The 18,608-nt window shown below is 38.2% G+C and carries 12 protein-coding genes and 1 pseudogene; 7 read left to right on the forward strand and 6 right to left on the reverse strand.

The features are described 5' to 3' along the window. Nucleotides 1–254: 254 nt before the first annotated feature. Nucleotides 255–1,238, reverse strand: coding sequence for an ISAon1 family transposase (locus ACSSS3_RS03195; protein ID WP_442847391.1), 984 nt, complete (start codon nucleotides 1,236–1,238; stop codon nucleotides 255–257). After that, nucleotides 1,228–1,581, reverse strand: a complete 354-nt coding sequence (locus tag ACSSS3_RS03200) for an ISAon1 family transposase N-terminal region protein (RefSeq protein WP_442844504.1) — start codon at nucleotides 1,579–1,581, stop codon at nucleotides 1,228–1,230. The genes ACSSS3_RS03195 and ACSSS3_RS03200 overlap by 11 nt, the downstream gene beginning before the upstream one ends. Before the next feature lie 764 nt (nucleotides 1,582–2,345). Between ACSSS3_RS03200 and ACSSS3_RS03205 the strand changes: the two genes are divergently transcribed. After that, the gene (locus ACSSS3_RS03205) at nucleotides 2,346–3,440 is read left to right on the forward strand and encodes a hypothetical protein (RefSeq protein WP_442846430.1); all 1,095 of its coding nucleotides are present in this window, start codon (nucleotides 2,346–2,348) and stop codon (nucleotides 3,438–3,440) included. A gap of 172 nt (nucleotides 3,441–3,612) precedes the next feature. Here the strand turns inward: ACSSS3_RS03205 and ACSSS3_RS03210 are convergent. Then, a pseudogene (locus tag ACSSS3_RS03210) lies at nucleotides 3,613–3,696 on the reverse strand (transposase); the annotation flags it as partial. A 216-nt stretch (nucleotides 3,697–3,912) separates the two neighbouring features. Here ACSSS3_RS03210 and ACSSS3_RS03215 point away from each other — a divergent pair. From ACSSS3_RS03215 to ACSSS3_RS03235, 5 genes are all read left to right on the forward strand, one after another. Then, nucleotides 3,913–5,499, forward strand: coding sequence for a DUF6973 domain-containing protein (locus ACSSS3_RS03215; protein WP_442846431.1), 1,587 nt, complete (start codon nucleotides 3,913–3,915; stop codon nucleotides 5,497–5,499). A gap of 1 nt (nucleotide 5,500) precedes the next feature. After that, on the forward strand, nucleotides 5,501–5,839 hold the full coding sequence (locus ACSSS3_RS03220; protein WP_442846432.1) for a hypothetical protein: 339 nt from the start codon (nucleotides 5,501–5,503) through the stop codon (nucleotides 5,837–5,839). A 156-nt stretch (nucleotides 5,840–5,995) separates the two neighbouring features. Next, nucleotides 5,996–6,733 (forward strand): hypothetical protein, encoded by a 738-nt coding sequence (locus tag ACSSS3_RS03225; protein WP_442846433.1) that lies wholly within the window; start codon nucleotides 5,996–5,998, stop codon nucleotides 6,731–6,733. Between the two features lie 209 nt (nucleotides 6,734–6,942). Beyond that, nucleotides 6,943–7,455, forward strand: coding sequence for a helix-turn-helix transcriptional regulator (locus ACSSS3_RS03230; protein ID WP_442846434.1), 513 nt, complete (start codon nucleotides 6,943–6,945; stop codon nucleotides 7,453–7,455). Between the two features lie 642 nt (nucleotides 7,456–8,097). After that, nucleotides 8,098–9,252: a porin gene (locus ACSSS3_RS03235; RefSeq protein ID WP_442846435.1), complete on the forward strand. Its 1,155-nt coding sequence runs from the start codon at nucleotides 8,098–8,100 to the stop codon at nucleotides 9,250–9,252. 112 nt (nucleotides 9,253–9,364) lie between these two features. On the opposite strand, the gene ACSSS3_RS03240 is transcribed toward ACSSS3_RS03235, so the two are convergent. Both ACSSS3_RS03240 and ACSSS3_RS03245 read right to left on the reverse strand, forming a co-directional pair. Then, a complete protein-coding gene (locus ACSSS3_RS03240) occupies nucleotides 9,365–11,011 on the reverse strand; it encodes a RagB/SusD family nutrient uptake outer membrane protein (protein WP_228229513.1) in 1,647 nt (548 codons plus the stop codon). A 10-nt stretch (nucleotides 11,012–11,021) separates the two neighbouring features. Then, nucleotides 11,022–14,054 carry a SusC/RagA family TonB-linked outer membrane protein gene (locus ACSSS3_RS03245; protein WP_228229514.1) on the reverse strand — a complete coding sequence of 1,011 codons (3,033 nt, stop codon included), beginning with the start codon at nucleotides 14,052–14,054 and terminating at the stop codon, nucleotides 11,022–11,024. A 209-nt stretch (nucleotides 14,055–14,263) separates the two neighbouring features. On the opposite strand from ACSSS3_RS03245, the gene ACSSS3_RS03250 reads away from it, so the two are divergent. Next, a complete protein-coding gene (locus ACSSS3_RS03250) occupies nucleotides 14,264–16,684 on the forward strand; it encodes a DUF4982 domain-containing protein (protein ID WP_442846436.1) in 2,421 nt (806 codons plus the stop codon). Here the strand turns inward: ACSSS3_RS03250 and ACSSS3_RS03255 are convergent. Beyond that, nucleotides 16,679–18,577: a tetratricopeptide repeat-containing sensor histidine kinase gene (locus tag ACSSS3_RS03255; protein WP_442846437.1), complete on the reverse strand. Its 1,899-nt coding sequence runs from the start codon at nucleotides 18,575–18,577 to the stop codon at nucleotides 16,679–16,681. The two genes, ACSSS3_RS03250 and ACSSS3_RS03255, sit on opposite strands and share 6 nt — an antisense overlap. Between the last annotated feature and the right edge of the window lie 31 nt (nucleotides 18,578–18,608).

Raw genomic sequence — 18,608 nt, forward strand, 5'->3', positions numbered from 1 at the left:
CTTTGATTTGAAAGTCAATCATTTAGGATCAAAACTAAAGGTAGTTATTCTAGAGGGACCAAAATTGAAAACCGCCTGAATCCTTTGTTTTTCAGGCTTTTAATAAAAATACAGACTTCTGGCGAGGTCACAATAATTCAATCAAACCCCGCAGACGGCGGGGTTTTTTTAGTTTATACCTCTTCCCTATTCTGATTGAACGAGTTTTGGAGCTAAGAAATAAAGTTCCAAGGGATCAATCCTAATTGTTGTGTTTAAGCAAAAATTGTAGTTAATCTGTATAGAAAGAATTCTATGTTTTTTACTCCTCTAAATTGGCTTCTAAATGCTTTGATCTTTGCATTGAAGGACTCAGCTGAAGCGTTAGTACTTCTGTTTATAAAGTAATTGAGTATTGATCTATAATTAATGTTTATGGTATTAGCAATGGTATTGAATGCCTTAAATCCTGTGTTCTCTACATCTTTATACCAATGAGCCAGTTTTGTATAAGCCACTTCCACTGACTTTGCTTTGTTGAATATATCCCTAAGTCTTTGTGTGAGCTTAAATGCCAACTTTATATCTGGATAGTGCTCGAAGAGTATTTTACTTCGCTGGTATTGGTTTTCTGTCCAATTTGAAGGTGCTTTATAGAGCAGATACCGGCTCCTGGCTAATAACTGTTTTTTGGTATCCCCATTGTCAAAGGTTTTGGGAGTAAAACTTTTCTGTTTTAACCGGGCTTGTTTAATTTGTTCGTTCTCCATATCTATAGCATCCCATCGGTGTTTGATCCTTATATCCTGTAAGGCTTCCAGTGCCAGTTTCTGTACATGGAATCGGTCTGTAACCTGTATTGCTTTTGGGAAACATTTTCTTGCAATGGTCTTCATTGAATTAGCCATATCCAAAGTGATTTCTTTGACTTTGGCTCGTTTCTTTGCTGGTATTTGAAGGAGCTGCTCTATGATAGGCTCTACTTTAGTGCCGGAAAAGATCGCAACAATGCATCCTTTTTTACCTTTTGCTTTTTTATTTGTGATTATGGTGTAGAGCTCCCCTCTGGATAGCGCAGTTTCGTCAATAGATAAGTATCTTCCTATATTCTCTGGAAAGATGAGCCATTGCTTAGCATGTGGTTTTTGCTCCCAAGTTTTGAAGTCGCTTAATTGGTCTTTGTACTGGCGTTGAAGTTTTTTACCGTTTACTCCGTAGAACCCACCTATGGTATGACAGTCAGAAGCTTTAGTATTGATTAAGTACTTTTAAAAAAGCAGCAAACTCGACGGTCATTCGGGTTCCCTGTGCTACTAAGTTCCAGTCACGCTGAATAACTTTTTTGTCTTGTTTGTTGAGCCATCGACGTCGCTTTATATGCAGGAATACTTTTTTGCCACGCACAGGAAAATCCTGAACGGTTATTTCTTTATGGAACCCGTGCGCTGTGACCAGGCTTGAAGAAAACTCTTTAGGGACCTCTGGTTTTTCTTCAAAATGCAGGTGCAGTATATCTCCCTCTGTTTGATGACCGGTAAGGTTAAAATGGGTAATCAATAATTCTGGTAATAAAATCTTAAGTAAATCTATATATGCGTCCAATGCCTCCTGTTTAGAAAACAAAAATCAAACTATTCATTCAATTCACACACAACTTTTGAGAATGATCCGTTCCAAGTGCGGAATACAGCAAAAAACAGATCTCACAACAGGAGTTGGCAGATAACACTATTGGGCTAACAAAGTAATTAATTGACTCAATAGAAAGAGGAGATGCAAATCCTACTTTAGAAAAGCTCGTTTTACTTACCAAAACATTAAGTCAAAAGAAGATAGCTATGTTGGGGATAGAAATCGATATTGACAAGTTTATCAAAGAGATGAATTCTATTTCCTAAAATTATCCTCTTGACTGATTACTCCAAATCAGTACTTTTTTCCAGATCATATACTTAAAAGTTAAGGAAATCTTAATTTTCTACTTTCCAAAAGCCATTTTCATACACTCTTCATACTCTATCCTAGGCTTTGAGTAGGCTTTGCCTAGGGGATGCCCTGCCTGAGGCTTGATTTTCGGATCTTTTTGCTCTAAAACTAAGGTCTTAATCCGGCTAGAGCTATACATTAGGGGTTCTTAATCCTGAAAGGACTATACATTTTTAGTGGATTACGAGATTCTGTAAAGTAATTTTAAAACGATTAGCTACTTTTATAAACACAACTCTAAAGTGTTGATATCCCGTAAATTTTAAGGGGATATGTATATATTTAGTTTTGATATAACAAGTTGTGCGTCATTTTGAGAACCTATGAGTAATAAAGAGAAGCTGAAAATAAAACATTGAGATAGTGTAACTAAATGGATTTTGGGAATTTCAGTAATTGTTATTCTATTTTCTTTTGTATCACCTTGGATTTTCACATCTGCATCAAGCTCTGAGAAATTTGATTTTACAAATACAGGTCAAATTGGGGATACAATCGGAGGAATTATCAATCCTTTTATAGCTTTAGCAGGTGTTCTTCTAACCTTTTTAGCATTTTATATGCAAATTAAGGCCAACCAAATACAAATAACGCAATTCCAAGAAGGTTTAGAAAAGGATAAGGAATTAAGGCTTTTAATTGAGAGAAAGGATTATTATAATAAGTTGCACTTACTAAAAGTCGATTTAACAGCAATAGAATCTGATATTAAATCAAAGGCAAAAAATTTAAAAGAATTTTTTGAAAACGAGAAAAAGTTTCCATTTCAAACTAATTTCTTGATTAGGACACCTTCAAAAAATTATGCGAGAATTTTAGAAATTGATAGACTTTCAATTTTTAACGGATTTAGTGAGTTTTTCAGTCACAGAGAAAGGTGGATTAAAGAGTTTAGCAATCTATATAACATTCTCGATTTTTTACCAGAATTATTTAGGGATTTATATGATAAATATGAATACCACTCAAAAGATATGTTCGATAAAAAAAATGCAGTCAGAAGTGGATTAATTCAATTAATGGATAGATTATCAGAGTTAATAAATATTTACAAAAGAGAGAAAAATTCAGAAAATTATTTAGAATATCCAGCAAGCGCTCTTGCTAACGAAACTATTTTTCGCTATTACAAAATAATAGAGGAATCCTTTGACGAGGACAGAAACCCAATAAAAGAGACTGATTTAAATGAAATTGATGAGACTGTCCTGAAATTCTTTAATCAAGAAGCATTGGCAATAAGAAACGGAGAAGAGGATTTTGATGTTCGCTTGGAGCCAATCGTAGAATTAATAAGTAATTTACGAAAACAAATATATCTGATAAGACAAAGAGCAATCGAGTTTTCCGGTTCTATCGAAAGTCAATATAATAACTTAATGATAGATGATGGAAAAAATAAAAGCTATGTAACTTTAATTCAGGAAATACATTCAATGCTTGAAACTGAATTAAGTAAAATTAAAGTGGAATAAAAAACGAACGCACAACAATGGTAACCGTTGCACAAGTCCATAATTTCTAAAAAATCGATCTATTTTAACCTCCCGAAGCCTTGGGATTAAGCGGTTTTCTAGTTTTAGACTTTTGATAAATATTGCAAGTTAATGTGCGTTAGAGTTGATGTAAATGCTTGTTCTACGGTCGTTTTTCAATAAACTTCAGGTACTTCTTAATGTTGTAGGCAATAGCGGAGAGCTGCATACACTTGTTGGCCTGTTTTAGGCCCGTAATATTAAAACTCTGCATTCACACTACATTTTATTAATGTATGGGTTTCTGTTAAATGGTTCAAAGACAAATGTCTATTTTTATAAACGTAACTCTAAAGTGTTGATATCCCGTAAATTTTGAGGGGATATTAGTTTGTTTAGTTTTGGTATAACTAGTTGTAGGCAATATGGACCAAACAGACGTAAATAAATATTAACCAAAAACGGTAAGCAAATGATCAAATTATTCACAAGATTGTTTAAAATTTTAACAATTAGTTCATTCTTAATCAGTATTATAAGTTGTGAGAAAGAGGATCAAGTAATTGACCAAAATCAAATCGAACAGTCAAATGAAAACAGAGTTAAAAGAATTGACTTTAATGATTTTAAAAAAAAGGTGCCTAACTCTAAACAATTCAAAAGATTGGAGAAATATTTTGATTTCAAAAACTCCAAATCAGAAAACTCCCGCAGTCTGGATTCCGATTCGGACATAATCGTACTTACGGATGAAATAATTGAAATCCAGCACGACAGTATTAACTTCTACACTTTCAAGGTTCTAACTTATTCAGTCCAAAATCGATTTTACAATTTGGTGATACAAGTAAACAACGAGGAAGAAATAGTCAATTCTAATTTTTTTGAATATCAGCCTTCCAACGAATGGGTTGCGGATATGAGCCAACCATTTACAGGATATGTGAAATTCTTAGAAAATGATTTTTTCAATAAGGATGACTTCTTATCAAAGTCACCAAGTGAAACTCTATACTTTGAATCTTCAAAAAGTTCATCAACTGATATGTGTGTTGACACGGCTTCAGGTGAATGGGAATGCAACTTGGGCAACAACCACTCACCAGAGGACGTTTCCGAAAACCCTACACATTACAGTTGTACATCTTGGGAATATATCATAAACATAAGTTATGCCCCCTGCCCTGAAACGATAGATGCCGGGGATTCTGCCAATGGGGGCTATCCCGTAAACAATGGTTCAGGTCCAGGAGGTGGCGGATCAACTGGCGGAGGTACGCCGACAATACCGACACCTCCTTGTGATACACAGACAACAGGCTTAAGTGGAGGCGATGGGTGCATTACCTCAATGGACGATATTGAAAAAAATAATTTAATAGATAGATTGGTTCCCGATCTAAACACCCTACAGATTAACTGGATAAGTAATAGTTCATCAATAGAGAATATAAGGGCTATAAACGATTATTTGGATGAAAGCCAGTACAACAACATTGATGAATACGAGGCTTTCGCCATAGAAGCAATCATAGCATTGATGAATAATGGGGATATTGATATGTTCAATAGATTAGTTTACAATCCTACAATTGCGCAGAATTATAGGGCAAGTATGTCTGCTGCTGAACGAGATTTGTTTGACCAACTCAGCGTTTTTCAAAAAGAAGGTTATCTTAGGGCAGCGACACAAGCTTATATATACTCTGAAAGCCATTTTCCGCAACCTGTGCGAAATAGGTTGGGGGATGCCTTCAAGCATACCTATTGGAATGCACTTAGCACCATTTATATTGGTGAATCCATTACCGAACATCTAACAACTGCACACGAAGATATTAATTATGACCCGGATTATCCCAATCACTTTAAGGAAACACAAATGGATCTTCACAATAATGCACAGGGAAGGCAAATTGCTTATGGCGCGGGAAGAATTGTGGATTTGGTAGAACAAGCATTGGATAATGGAAATTTAAGATACTTAAACAATTTGGAATTTTCTGGCGGATTTTGGAAAGCGACAAATAGTTCAGTTTTAACCCCAACAAATCAGTAAAATGAAAAATATATACTTTTATATAGTCTTTCTTCTTCTAGCCTCCTGTGGCAAAGATGATGAGAAAATAAAAATTACAGATTTTTCAGAACCCAAAATTATTTCCGTAAAACCATATAAAAATTATCCATATGCGATGATGAACATTTGGGTAAAAGGAAATGTTAATGACACAATTTTAATTAAACTTCATTCAATAGATAATAAACCAATTATGAGTCTATCAGGAAATATTGATGAAAGATGGTATACTGATTATTACGGTGAGGGAGAAAGAATTATAATATTTGAACCATACAAAGCGACTAGTGGGAATTTAGAGATCAAAGTAAAGCTCTAAAAAATACTGCCTACAACAACGGTTCATCGCCAATAAGCGGCACCGTTAGTAAGAAAATAATTAACTTGACCAACAAACCAATACTAAGCCGACAAATCCGCGTCCCCTACTCCGCCAACTGGCGATAACCGAGACCGTTGACAATAATTTGAAAAAATGACGAACGAATACGAAAACACTTTACGAAGATTGATTCTTAATGTCATTGGAACTGATGATAATACAGATTATAAAGTTGCACCTGAAAGAATTGAAAAGTGGAAAGAAAAAAGAACGATAGAAGAAAAAAAGAATAATGGAGTTCTATTTGAGAATAGAATAATTTACTATTCAGACTTTTACGACCTAAAAACAATCATAGATAAAAATTGGGAGAAATTTTTACCAATATTAAATGATAAAAAGCGATTTCTTGTGTTTTTTAATGAAGTAGAACAATTTCGTAATACTGTGGCACACGGAAGAGATTTAATTGATAGTCAGAAAAATTTGCTAAAAGGAATTTTGTCAGACTTAAAAAACTCAATTACGATCTACTACAACAAGAATGAAATGAAAGATGACTATTTTATAAAAATCACTAAAATCAATGATAATTTAGGTAATATTTGGTTCGTCCCAGGTCATAAAAGACAAACACCAACTTTGAGAGTTGGAGACGAATACGAAATCTATGTTGAAGCTAACGACCCAAAAGATAGAGAAATTATTTATGCTTTAAGAAATGATGGAGGTTTTCATATTCAGCAAAAAAATAATATGTTCAAATTTGAGATACCTAAAGAGTTTGTCGGAGAAACTATTCGACTTTGGCTTTTTGCAACTACACCGAAATCGGAATATAAAAATGTAGATAGAAAAGCTATATTTATAACCGTATTACCTCGCGATTAAAAAAACTACTGGCAACAAAGAAGGTAATCGTTGCACAACCCAATAATTCTAATAAAATGCATTCATTTAAACCTCCCGAAGCCTCGGGATTAAGTGGTTTTCTATTAGTAACTGCTCATTGTAAGTTAATTAAATTGAAGCCCGTACAATGATAGAACAGTAAATATTTCTGTTTACTATATTTAGTATCTCTGCAAAAACAATTTGCCATGTTACCCGATCTGGAGAAAATAAAAGGTGTTCATCCCGGAGCAGTTTTAAATCGAGCTCTAAAAAAAAAGGACCTAAACGCAAGTGATCTGGCGCGGTCTATTGATGAGCATAAGCAAACGCTCAGTGCAATTTTGAACGGACGACGAGCGGTAAATCCTAAGCTTTCTATTAAGCTGGCTCAACTATTCGACATACCTGCAGATTACTTTTCATTACTACAAGCCAGTTATGATGTACAACAGGCACTAGAATCAAAGCCTAAGCAAACACCGGATTTAAAGCGTTTCAGAAAAGCTCTTTTTTGGGATACCCAATTGGATAGAATAGATTGGAATAAAAATAAACGCGCTGTTATTAAGCGGGTGCTGGAACGTGGTAATAAGCAGGAAATCGAGGAGCTAATCAAATACTACGGGAAACAGACTATTTCAAAGGTTGTTCAATCTATCAAAACCAGTTATCTGCCTTCTTTTGAAGAAAATGTAAAGCACTATAGCCTGGCTGAATAGCATGAAATTATACTTAAATACCGTTTCTCCGTTGCTTTGGAGTTCGCTTAAAGCCTTGATGGAAATCCCGGAACTGGAAGCATTTAGATTCGTTGAAGAGGTTCAGTAAGTGTAAGACGCGAAAGTTTATTACCTGGACTTTCAAGAACACATTAAAACTACCAGCTAATGTGATTGAAATAGGTAAAGAAACACACTTGAATTTGCCAATTTAAATTAAAACTGTACCTTTGATTTGAAAGTCAATCATTTAGGATCAAAACTAAAGGTAGTTATCCTAGAGGAACCAAATTTGAAAACCGCCTGAACCCTTTGTTTTTCAGGCTTTTAATAAAAATACAGACTTCTGGCGAGGTCACAAGAATTCAATCAAACCCCGCGGACAGCGGGGTTTTTTTGTTTCTGGTTACACCTACACATTATAACCTCCAAATCGTTGAGCCTATATTATTCCTCAGCTCTATTTAATTAACACGAAGGCCCAAATACAACCATATCTCTCAGTAATTTCTCACTCCATCAACCAACCCATAAACTTCCTTCAAATCGAGGTTCAAATAAATTTAGTAACTTCAAAAAGCATTAAATCCTTTGTTTGTCCATCTGAACGACCTGCTAAAGATTTCAACCTACAACCAAGCTATGACCAGATCGTATTTAAGTATCCTGTTTTTACTATTAGGCCTTTTTGGCTTAGCCCAGGAAGACGGTAGCCCGGACGAACCCATCTTCCCTATCGAAAAAGCAGGCCTTCTTAAAAACATCAACATCACTTTTGATATGCGTATGGATTTTCAGGCTTATACATTTAGGGGCGGCGATAATTATTATAATGGCTTACAGTTTGAAAACGGCTTCACCGCGCTGGGAATTTCAGCAAAAATTAATGAAAAGCTCAATTTCCAGTTTCGGAACCGCTTCAATAAAGATGCCGATGTACAGAGCCTCGACCGTCTGGGGAGTAATATTGAACTGGCTTATATTGACCTGGAATTAAGTTCAAAACTTGATCTGTATGCCGGTAAAATGACTGCTTTTTACGGGGGTTATGAGTATGAGTTTATCGCTCGCGATGTTTTAGAATACAATGACATTTATGGTAATGCTCTGGCTTTTGTTACCGGCGCCGGAATAACCTGGCAGGCATTTGAAAATCATAAATTCGGAGCGCAGGTTTTAAATTCCCGAACGGCTCTGTATGAAGACCTGTATGGTGATATTGTAGATGAAAATATTCAGGAACCGGACTGGCCGGTGACTTTTGTAGCTAACTGGCGGGGGAGCTTTTTTGGCGGTAAATTTGAAACCATTTACAGCTTCAGCAATTCGACTGAAGTCAAAGACCGCGGAACGACCTTTTTTACCCTGGGCAACAAATACCAAAACAAAAATTTGACACTGATGTATGATTTTCACTACAGCTATGAGCAAATTGACACTAAGGGTATTGTGACCAGCACCCGCAATGATGGTGCTATCGCAGAGAATGTGACTTACATCGAAAACTGGCTGCGTGCAGAATACCGTTTCAGCCCAAAATTTCAGGGTTTACTCACCTTAATGACCAGCAGCGCGTATGACAACGCTAAAGCGGGCAATGATTTTATACGCACAAGTTACGGGATGATCCCAACGGTTTACTACAGTCCGTTTAAAGACCTCAATTTCAAATTCTATTTCGCTTACATTGGTCGGTATTACGACTATTCAGATTATGCTATCGATGCGCTGGGTGCTTCAGGCTATAACAAAAATGAAGTCCGTCTGGGTTTTATCGCACCGCTATTGCTGTTGTAAATTCTTTAGGACATTTATAAAATATTTATACCCTGAACAAAACTGATGTCAAACAAAAAAGTTCCGAGAAGCATTACATCTCGGAACTTTTCTTTTTAAATATTGGTGTTTATTACCAACCTAATATTTGCTTTGCAGCAGGGTTTTTATCTATCTCGTTTTGCGGAATAGGCAACACGTATAATTTATAAGGGAAGCTCCTCGTCTCAAAAGGCTCCTTTATGTAAGTATAGTTATCTCCTTCTTTAATTATGGTCATACGCATTAACGGTCCGTTGAGCAAATCTTCGGCTATTCTCCAGCGTCTTATATCGAAAAAGCGGTGTTCTTCAAAAGCCAGTTCTATTCTGCGTTCATTACGTATGCGTTCACGCATTTCAGCCTGAGACAAACCGATCTTTAAGTCTGGCATTCCGGCTCTATTCCTTATTTGGTTTATAGCATCGTAAACAGTTTGATCAGGGCCGGTAGCTTCATTTTGTGCTTCGGCATAATTTAATAAGACTTCTGCATAACGCATAAAAATCCAATCCTGATCACTTGATTGAGAATAAATTACCAAATCCTCATTATGAAATTTTCTCAGAAAATAACCCGTAGTCATAAATGTGCTGGATTGCCCTTCTAAACCGCCTTCATATAATTGGATCTCGCGCCCTCTAAATTGAGCACCATCGTGAACCACGGTCGCTTCAAATCTGGGGTCCAAATTTTCAAAAGGATTTTGTGGATCGTATAAATCAGACGATTCCTGAGGCTCGCCGTCAATCATATCATAGGAACCAACAAAATTTTGAGTGGGCAAATTACCTCCCCATCCACCATCACTGCTACCACGGAAAGTATTCGGTGTATTGTAAACATCCCAACCGGCACCTTGTGTACCTCCAGCGTTTGTTTGATGGTGTTTATCAGGATATTGAAACTTCTTTGCGAAGATGATTTCTGAGTTATTCTTTTCAAGAAAAATTTGCTTGTAATCGGAATATAAACTGTATTCCGTTCCTATAACAGCCTCTGCGGCATCAGCAGCGGCCTGCCATCTTTCAGCATATAAAAGAACACGGCTTTTGAGTGCATTTGCTGCTCCTACAGTTGCTCTACCCGCAACTGTTTCAGATTTTGAAGGTAAGTAAGTCAAGGCTGCATCTAAATCAGCTATAATAAAATCTACTACTTCGTCATAAGTTGATCTAGGAATTTCAAAATCATCTTCTAACGTGAGACTACGATCTATTAGTGGTACTCCGGTAGGCTCATTACCGTCTTCATTGAAGCCATAAAGTCTCAATAACTCATGATAAATAAACGCTCTTAAAAAATGAGATTCTCCTTTTAAGCGATCTCTCAACTCTTCATTGCCTAGTCTGTCCAAATTCTCCAGTGCTGCATTGGCTTTACGTACAAGACGATAATAGTCTCCCCAGGTTGTCCCCCAAGGAACATTGCTAGGCAAGAAATCACCTGACTGAAGCTGGTTTGAATGTGTCCATTGCATACTAACATCTCCATCATCTGTAGTTCCGTCTAGAAGGTAGAGTCCCTTTGCCCAACCTCCATAATTACGATCAAAACCAGATGGCATACTGCCGTATATACCATTTACAAACTGTATTGCCCCCTGCTCATCAGTCCAAACGAGTTCCTCAGTTAATGAGTCTTTGGGAACCTGATCAAGTAAGTCGTCGTTGCAGCTGGTAAAAACACCCAGAACTGCCAAAACACCAATTTTAACAATATTTATTTTATACTTTTTCATCACTTTAATTTTAGAAATTCATATTTAATCCCACATTCCAAATGCGTAATTGCGGATATCCCCAACCTCGGCCATTATCATTTTCAGGATCGTAATCTTCAATCTTAGTCCAGGTTGCTATATTGTTTGCATTCACATAAATACGCATGCCACGAATTAAACTATTCTCATTACTTATAGGTAAGTTGTACCCAATCTCAATATTTTTAAGTCTGATATATGAGGCATCTCTCAACCAAAAAGAAGAACCTCGATGATTATTAGTGGCATCAATAAGTACTCTTGGTTCACTGGCATCAGTATTTTCTGGAGTCCAACGGTCCAGGTTTTTTTCATATGCATTACCTGTACCCAAAAAGAACGGCCATGCTGCTTCACCACTGTAATACTGTCTTACACGTGCAGCACCTTGAAATAAAAATGAAAAATCAAAGTCTTTATACTCGATACCTCCTCGTATACCGTATATAATCTCTGGTGTGTTTGAAGGACCTATTGCCACACGGTCATTATCATCAATCAAGCCATCATCATTTACATCAGCATAACGAATGTCACCAGGCGCAGTATCCCCAAAATGGGTAGGAGCATTGTCTATTTCTTCCTGTGATTGGAAGAGTCCTAAAGCTCGTAACCCAAATTGCGTTCCTAGGGGTAAACCAGTACGTCGAATGTTCGGATTTTCAGTCACAGGTTCATCAATAAAAATCACTTTATTTCGGGCAAAGGTTAGATTACCATTCAGCGAATAGCTCAAATCATCAGATAGAAAATTACGATGACCCAGTTCAAGTTCAAAACCTCGATTATTAATCTCAACTAGATTTTCAACAGGAAGACTAACACCTAACAAATCAGGAACAGTTAAATTGCGATATCCTAAAATATCACTGCGCTGATCAAAGAAATAATCCACATTTACAGAAAGAGCACCATCCCATAAAATAGAATTAACCCCTATATTCAATTTTTTCACTGTTTCCCAAGTCACATCGGGATTTGCCAAATTACCTTCAAAAATAGCTGGCTGTACATCACCATCACCAAAAACAGCATTTCCATTTACATTGTACGATTGTAGATATAGGAAACGTTGATTTCCAATTCTGTCATTACCTAAAACACCATAAGAAGCTCTTAATTTTAAAAAGTCAATTGTTTCCGAATTTTCCAAGAAAGCTTCTTTACTTAATACATAGGCCGCAGATGCCGACGGGAAAAAGCCCCAACGCTTACCTGGAGCAAACTGTTCTGAGCCATCAGTTCTAAAGCTTCCTTCAAGGATATACTTATCTTTATAGGTCCAGTTGATTCTACCTACAAAACCCTGACGACCACTACTTCCTGAGTAACCACGGTTATTGCGGTTTGCCGTACCTCCGAAATCGATTTCGTCTATCGCTAAGGTATAACCATCTCTAAAAGCACTTAAGAATCGCCATTTCTCTTGAGTTTGGGTGTAAAGAGCAAGAGCTGAAATATCACTATCTCCAAATGAGCGTTCGTAATTGATATGAGCCTGTAAGGTTAATGATTGAAAGTCATTATTGCTCTGATACAGCGAAGAAGGTGCGTCTGCTCCACTTACACTTTCCTGAAAGCCTCCATTACCATCTTGGGTGTAAAATGGAATTTTAACATATGACCAGTTTTTTACGTCAGTTAGAGTTTTATCATAAGCAGCAATTCCTCTTACAGTAAGACCCTCAACCGGTAGTTTTTGCTCCAGTTCTATTCTTCCCTTAAATGCCTGAATACCTTCTTTTCGATATCCATTCTCAGGTAATGTAAGGTAGGCAGGGCCGTTTGAATATCCGCCATTAGACCATTTTATAGGTTGCATATCTGGTCTAGTTGACGTAAGCCATCTAAAAACCTCTGGACTTCCTATAGATGTGATTTTTTCATCACGTCCGGAAACGTCAAACGATAGACGTGTTGTATTTGTAACATCTGCATCAATATTTGACCGGAAGTTATATCGTTTGAAATTGTCATTAGGCACAATACCATCCTGATCTAAAACTCCAAAAGATGTCGCATATTGAATTTTTTCAGATCCACCGTTTGCCGAAATATTATAGGTTTGAATTAGAGCAGTTTTGTTAAGTACAGAAAACCAATTCGTGTTCGGGTAATTGTCAGGATCACTACCGTTTCTGAATAGCTCTAATTCTTCTTGAGTATAAAGAGGTTCATCACCTTGATTTGTTAGAGCTTCGTTATACAAATTTCCGTATTCGTATGCACTCAAAAATTTAGGGTCCCGTGTACGCTCCTGTACTCCGAGAGTTGTAGTCAGGTTTATTTGCATTACACCTTTTTTACCACGCTTAGTAGTGATTAAAATAACACCGTTACCCCCACGTACTCCAAATACTGCAGCACTTGCAGCATCTTTCAAAACAGAAAACGATTCAATCTCATTAGCATTAAGCTGTGAAAAATCACGTGCAGTACGCACAATACCGTCTATTACATAAATTGGCGATGCATCTCCGGTTGTTCCAATACCCCTTATAAATATTTGAGACCCGTCTCTTCCTGGTTCACCAGATCTTTGTGTAGCAATAATACCAGAGGTTTGCCCAACTAAGGCATTACTGAGGTTTGCAGTAGGGTTTTGTTCAAGTTGTTCTGATTTAATTTCAGAAACTGCCCCAGACAGTGTATTCCGTTGCTGTTTGCCATAACCTACTACTACCACTTCATCAAGTTTAGCAGTGTCTTCCTCTAGACTTACATCAATTTGACTTTCACTACCTACCGTAATTTCTTTGGGTTTGAAGCCTACATAACTGAAGACAAGTATATCTCCAGAATCCGCCTCAATAAGGAAATTTCCATCGAAATCTGTCACTGCACCTACAGATTTACCTTTAACAGTAACATTAACGCCTGGAATAGGCATACCGTTCTCAGAAGTCACAACACCTTGTACTTCTTGTTTGGTCTGTCCAAAACTAAAAGTCTGGCCCATTAAATAAATCAGCAGAGTGAAAATTGTGGCTGCTCTGCTCCAATTAAAGTTGTTGTTTTGCATAGTTTGTTGTTTAATAAGTGTATCTTTCACATTAAAAATACTATTAATTTTCTAAAAAAAAAGAACAAAAACCGCAATTACCTCAATTTACTTATAGTTATTTTGACTATTTGACAAGATTGAATTATGTCTGACAATAGTATTTATGCGGGTTTTAATATCCACACAACTCGATTTAACTTTGTAATTTTATTTCCTAATTTATATTTATGAATATTAAGTTCGTTTGGTTTTTTTCCTTTGTGACAATTATTTGCAGCGCCCAATCCCGTTCTGTAATCGAATTAGAAAAAGGATGGAAATTTCATAAAGGCGATGCAGCAACTGCTGAAGCAATAGGTTTTGACGATTCGGGCTGGCAGGCGGTAACTGTGCCTCACGACTGGGCTATTTATGGTCCTTTTGATAAGGAAATAGACAAACAAACCGTTGCCATTACTCAAAACGGCGAGAAAATACCAACAGAAAAAACAGGTCGCACCGGCGCTCTCCCGTTTACCGGAACCGGCTGGTATCGTAACACTTTTGAAATTGCTGATTGGGCAGCAGGCAAAAAGGCCATTCTGCTTTTTGAAGGGGCGATGAGCGAACCGCAGGTCTACCTCAACGGAGCGAAAATTGGCGAGTGGGCTTATGGATATGCCTATTTCTATTTTGACATCAGTGATAAACTGCTTGAGGGTAAAAATACCCTGGCCGTTCAACTTTCTAATAAAGAATTTTCGTCACGCTGGTATCCCGGGGCAGGCCTATACAGGCCGGTTAGCCTTATCATTAAAAATGCCGAAAGTATTGACCAATGGGGAACTACGATAACCACTCCGATAGCAACAGCAGAAGTCGCGCAGGTTACTATAAAAACAAGATTTACGGGCGAAAATCTTAGGTTGACGACAACTCTTTATGATACCGAAGGAAATGAAATCGCTCAAAATGAAAGTACACAATCTATCCTAAATCAATTTGAGCAAAATATTAAAGTGGAAAAACCTCAATTGTGGAGTCCCGAAAATCCCTACCTCTATACTGCTGTTTCCAAACTTTACGCCGGTGATGAACTTAAAGATGAAGTCACCACCACCTTTGGTATTCGGTCAATACATTATTCCGCAGAAAATGGGTTTCAGCTTAATGGTAAAACCCGAAAATTTAAAGGAGTCTGCCTGCATCACGATTTGGGGCCTATTGGAACTGCGGTTAACAAAGCTGCGCTGCGCAGACAGATGCAGATTTTAAAAGATTTGGGCTGTGATGCCATTCGCAGCGCGCACAATATGCCCTCCTTTGAGCAACTGGAGTTAGCCGATGAGATGGGTTTTATGTTTTTAGCGGAAAGTTTTGACGAGTGGAAAAAGCCAAAAGTTGAAAATGGCTACAACCGCTTCTTTGATGACTATGCCAAACGCGATGTCGAAAATTTAGTGCGCGCTACGCGAAACCATCCGGCAATCGTGATGTGGAGTGCGGGCAATGAAGTTCCTGACCAGTACGGAAGCGAAGGCGTAAAACGAGCCAGATGGCTTCAGGAGTTGTTTCATAAAGAAGACCCTACCCGTCCCGTTACCGTAGGGATGGATCAGGTTAAAGCTACGATGGAATCTGGTTTTGGTGCTATTCTCGACGTTCCCGGACTCAATTACCGCGTGCATCTATACGATGAGGCCTATGAGAAATTTCCTCAGGGCTTTATTCTGGGTTCTGAAACCGCCTCGACGGTTAGTTCGCGTGGAATTTATAAGTTTCCGGTTGAAAAGGCGAGTATGAAAGAATATCCCGATTTTCAAAGTTCGTCTTACGATTTGGAATATTGCAGCTGGTCTAATTTACCCGAAGACGACTTCATCCTGCAAGATGATAAACCCTGGGTAATTGGTGAATTTGTATGGACGGGTTTTGATTATCTGGGCGAACCCACGCCTTACGATACCAGCTGGCCGTCTCGCAGCAGCTATTTTGGAATGGTAGACCTTGCCGGTATCCCTAAAGACCGGTATTATTTATACCGGAGCCGTTGGAATACCCAGGATGAAACCCTGCATATATTGCCCCATTGGAACTGGGAAGGTCGCGAGGGCCAGAAGACTCCGGTTTTTGTTTATACCAGTTATGATCGTGCCGAATTATTTGTGAATGGAAAAAGCCAGGGAATTCAAATCAAAAACGATTCTACTCCACAAACTCGCTATCGCCTGATGTGGAATGACGTAATCTATGAGCCCGGAACTTTAAAAGTGATTGCTTTAGACGAAAACAATAAGCCTGTTGCTGAGAAAGAAGTCAAAACCGCCGGAAAACCCTATGCCTTAAAGCTGGAAGCAGATCGCACCACCCTTAATGCAGATGGAAAAGATCTTGCGTTTGTTACGGTATCGGTAGTCGATAAAAACGGTATCCCCTGTCCTACTGCGACAAACCAACTCAACTTTAAGGTAACCGGTGCCGGAAGCTTTCGCGCTGCCTGTAACGGTGATGCCACGTCTCTGGAATTATTTCACAAACCCACGATGCAAGTGTTCAGTGGAAAGTTGGTCGTATTGGTTCAATCCTCAGAAAAACGAGGTACTATCCAATTAGAAGTAAGTGGTAAAGGATTAAAATCAGAATCGATTAAGTTAAATGCTTCCTTATGAACCCGGGTCAACCGGCGCTTTTTTAAAGCAAACCACAAAAGTAGAGCCTTTACCGGGAACACTTTCAATTTCAAGCGTGGCATCGTTGAGCTCCAGAAACTGCTTAACCACCGTCAGGCCCAGACCGGTGCCTATTTCCATTTCGGTACCCACTTTTGAAAGGATTTGCTCCTGATTTGATTTGATCTCATTCAATTTTTCGGCACTCATACCGGTGCCTTCATCAGCTATTATAAGTTTTACCCAGGCTGATTGCTGCTCGTAACTCAATTCAATCCTTTTACCTGACGGCGTAAACTTAAGCGCGTTTGAAATCAGGTTGTGTAAAATCACCGATAAATGACCGGCATCGACCAGAATAAAAGGCAGATCCTTTTGCCTCGTAAGATGAATGTCTTTGAGCTCAGCTCCGGCACTGTAGGTCTCCAAAACAATGGAAACAATCTCGACCAGGTCTACCTGAGATGGATTTATCAATACACCTTCAAGCTGCGAATGAGACCACTTTAATAAATTATCAATCATCACCAAAGTGGCATCGGTCTGCTTTTTAAGATCCCCGGTGAGCTTCGCAAACTCTTCCGGACTCACCAGTCCCGATTCTGCCAATACCAGCACTTGTCGTATAGAACTTATGGGTGATCGTAAATCGTGAGAAATTATGGTAAACAGTTTGTTTTTATGCTCATCAAGCTTTGAAAGTGCATTATTGCGCTTTAAAAGCGTGGCCTGGTTGGTTTCAATAACCCGATTTTTTTGATGCAATTCTTCGGCAAAGCGGGCTTTCTGCTTGTAGTTTTTCCAGGTTAAAAACAGAATCAGTACGAGTAATAACGCAAAAATACCCAAAGCGATGAGTTGCGTTCGCTTGGAATTTAACTCCGTTTCCTTGAGCTCCATCGCCGCAGTAAGCTGCTGATTTTCGATCTCCTTTTCCTCAAGCCGCATTACATTAATCTGCTGAGTCGTTTTAATATCATAAAGGGAATCCCGGTAACGCTGATTTTCTTTCAGGGCTTCATAAGCTCTTTCAGAGTTACCCCTCGCCGCATAAACCGATGATAAAATAGCTGAATTACGCTCCAGATCCCAGATCGATTGTGATCCTTTGGCAAAACTCATGGCCTCGAGAGCATACTCTTCTGCCAGCTCAAAATTCTTAAGGGCAAGATGGGATTGAGCCAATCCTGCATAGGCATAAGATTTTTCCCAGGCATTGGCTTCCTGAGAGTCGTCTAAAACTGCCTGATGATGTTTAATTGCACTATCAAAATCCTTGATTTGAAAGGCTACCTCTCCAGATTTATTGTGGTAATGATGTAAGATACCCTTTAAATTATTACGCTCAGCTAGCTTTCGGGCTTCTTCTAAAACCCCCGAAGCTTTATCGAACTCACGCTGCTCGATATAAGAAATAGAAAGATTTATAAAAACAGCTGCCTTTTTTTCTTCTAGTTGATGCGCGTCATAAATTTTCATTACTTCGCTAAAGATCGCAATCGCTTCCTTATGCCGGTCTAATGCCTGTATCACCAGACCATTACCCATGAGCGCTTTTCCCTCACCGGTATAGTCACCTTGTTCTCTAAATAGATTACGCCCTTCAACAAAATGAGTAAGCGACTCATCATACATCCCTTTTACATAATAAATCCAGCCTGCGGTATACAGTACTTCGGCGGTAAGCAGAGGAATCTCGTGCTCTTTGGTATACAGGTATGCATTGGTAAGTGTAGTGATTGCCTCGTCAAAATTACTATACGAGAGTTCCTGAGCTTTTAGAAGTTCAGCCTTAATATGTTCTTCACTCGTATTTTGAGCCCAAAGCGTACAAATCCGTGGTGAAAAAGTCAAAAAACCAATTGCGAGAAAAATGAATAGGTTTTTAAACATAGAAAACATGTGATAGTAAAGAATACAAAAG

The organism is Leeuwenhoekiella sp. H156 (genome assembly GCF_052218455.1).
Classification (GTDB): domain Bacteria; phylum Bacteroidota; class Bacteroidia; order Flavobacteriales; family Flavobacteriaceae; genus Leeuwenhoekiella; species Leeuwenhoekiella parthenopeia.

Coding starts and splice junctions, on each gene's coding strand:
- ACSSS3_RS03230 (WP_442846434.1), top strand. CDS start 6,943: ATGTTACCCGATCTGGAGAAAATAAAAGGTGTTCATCCCGGAGCAGTT.
- ACSSS3_RS03215 (WP_442846431.1), top strand. CDS start 3,913: ATGATCAAATTATTCACAAGATTGTTTAAAATTTTAACAATTAGTTCA.
- ACSSS3_RS03255 (WP_442846437.1), bottom strand. CDS start 18,577: ATGTTTAAAAACCTATTCATTTTTCTCGCAATTGGTTTTTTGACTTTT.
- ACSSS3_RS03235 (WP_442846435.1), top strand. CDS start 8,098: ATGACCAGATCGTATTTAAGTATCCTGTTTTTACTATTAGGCCTTTTT.
- ACSSS3_RS03250 (WP_442846436.1), top strand. CDS start 14,264: ATGAATATTAAGTTCGTTTGGTTTTTTTCCTTTGTGACAATTATTTGC.
- ACSSS3_RS03220 (WP_442846432.1), top strand. CDS start 5,501: ATGAAAAATATATACTTTTATATAGTCTTTCTTCTTCTAGCCTCCTGT.
- ACSSS3_RS03240 (WP_228229513.1), bottom strand. CDS start 11,011: ATGAAAAAGTATAAAATAAATATTGTTAAAATTGGTGTTTTGGCAGTT.
- ACSSS3_RS03225 (WP_442846433.1), top strand. CDS start 5,996: ATGACGAACGAATACGAAAACACTTTACGAAGATTGATTCTTAATGTC.
- ACSSS3_RS03245 (WP_228229514.1), bottom strand. CDS start 14,054: ATGCAAAACAACAACTTTAATTGGAGCAGAGCAGCCACAATTTTCACT.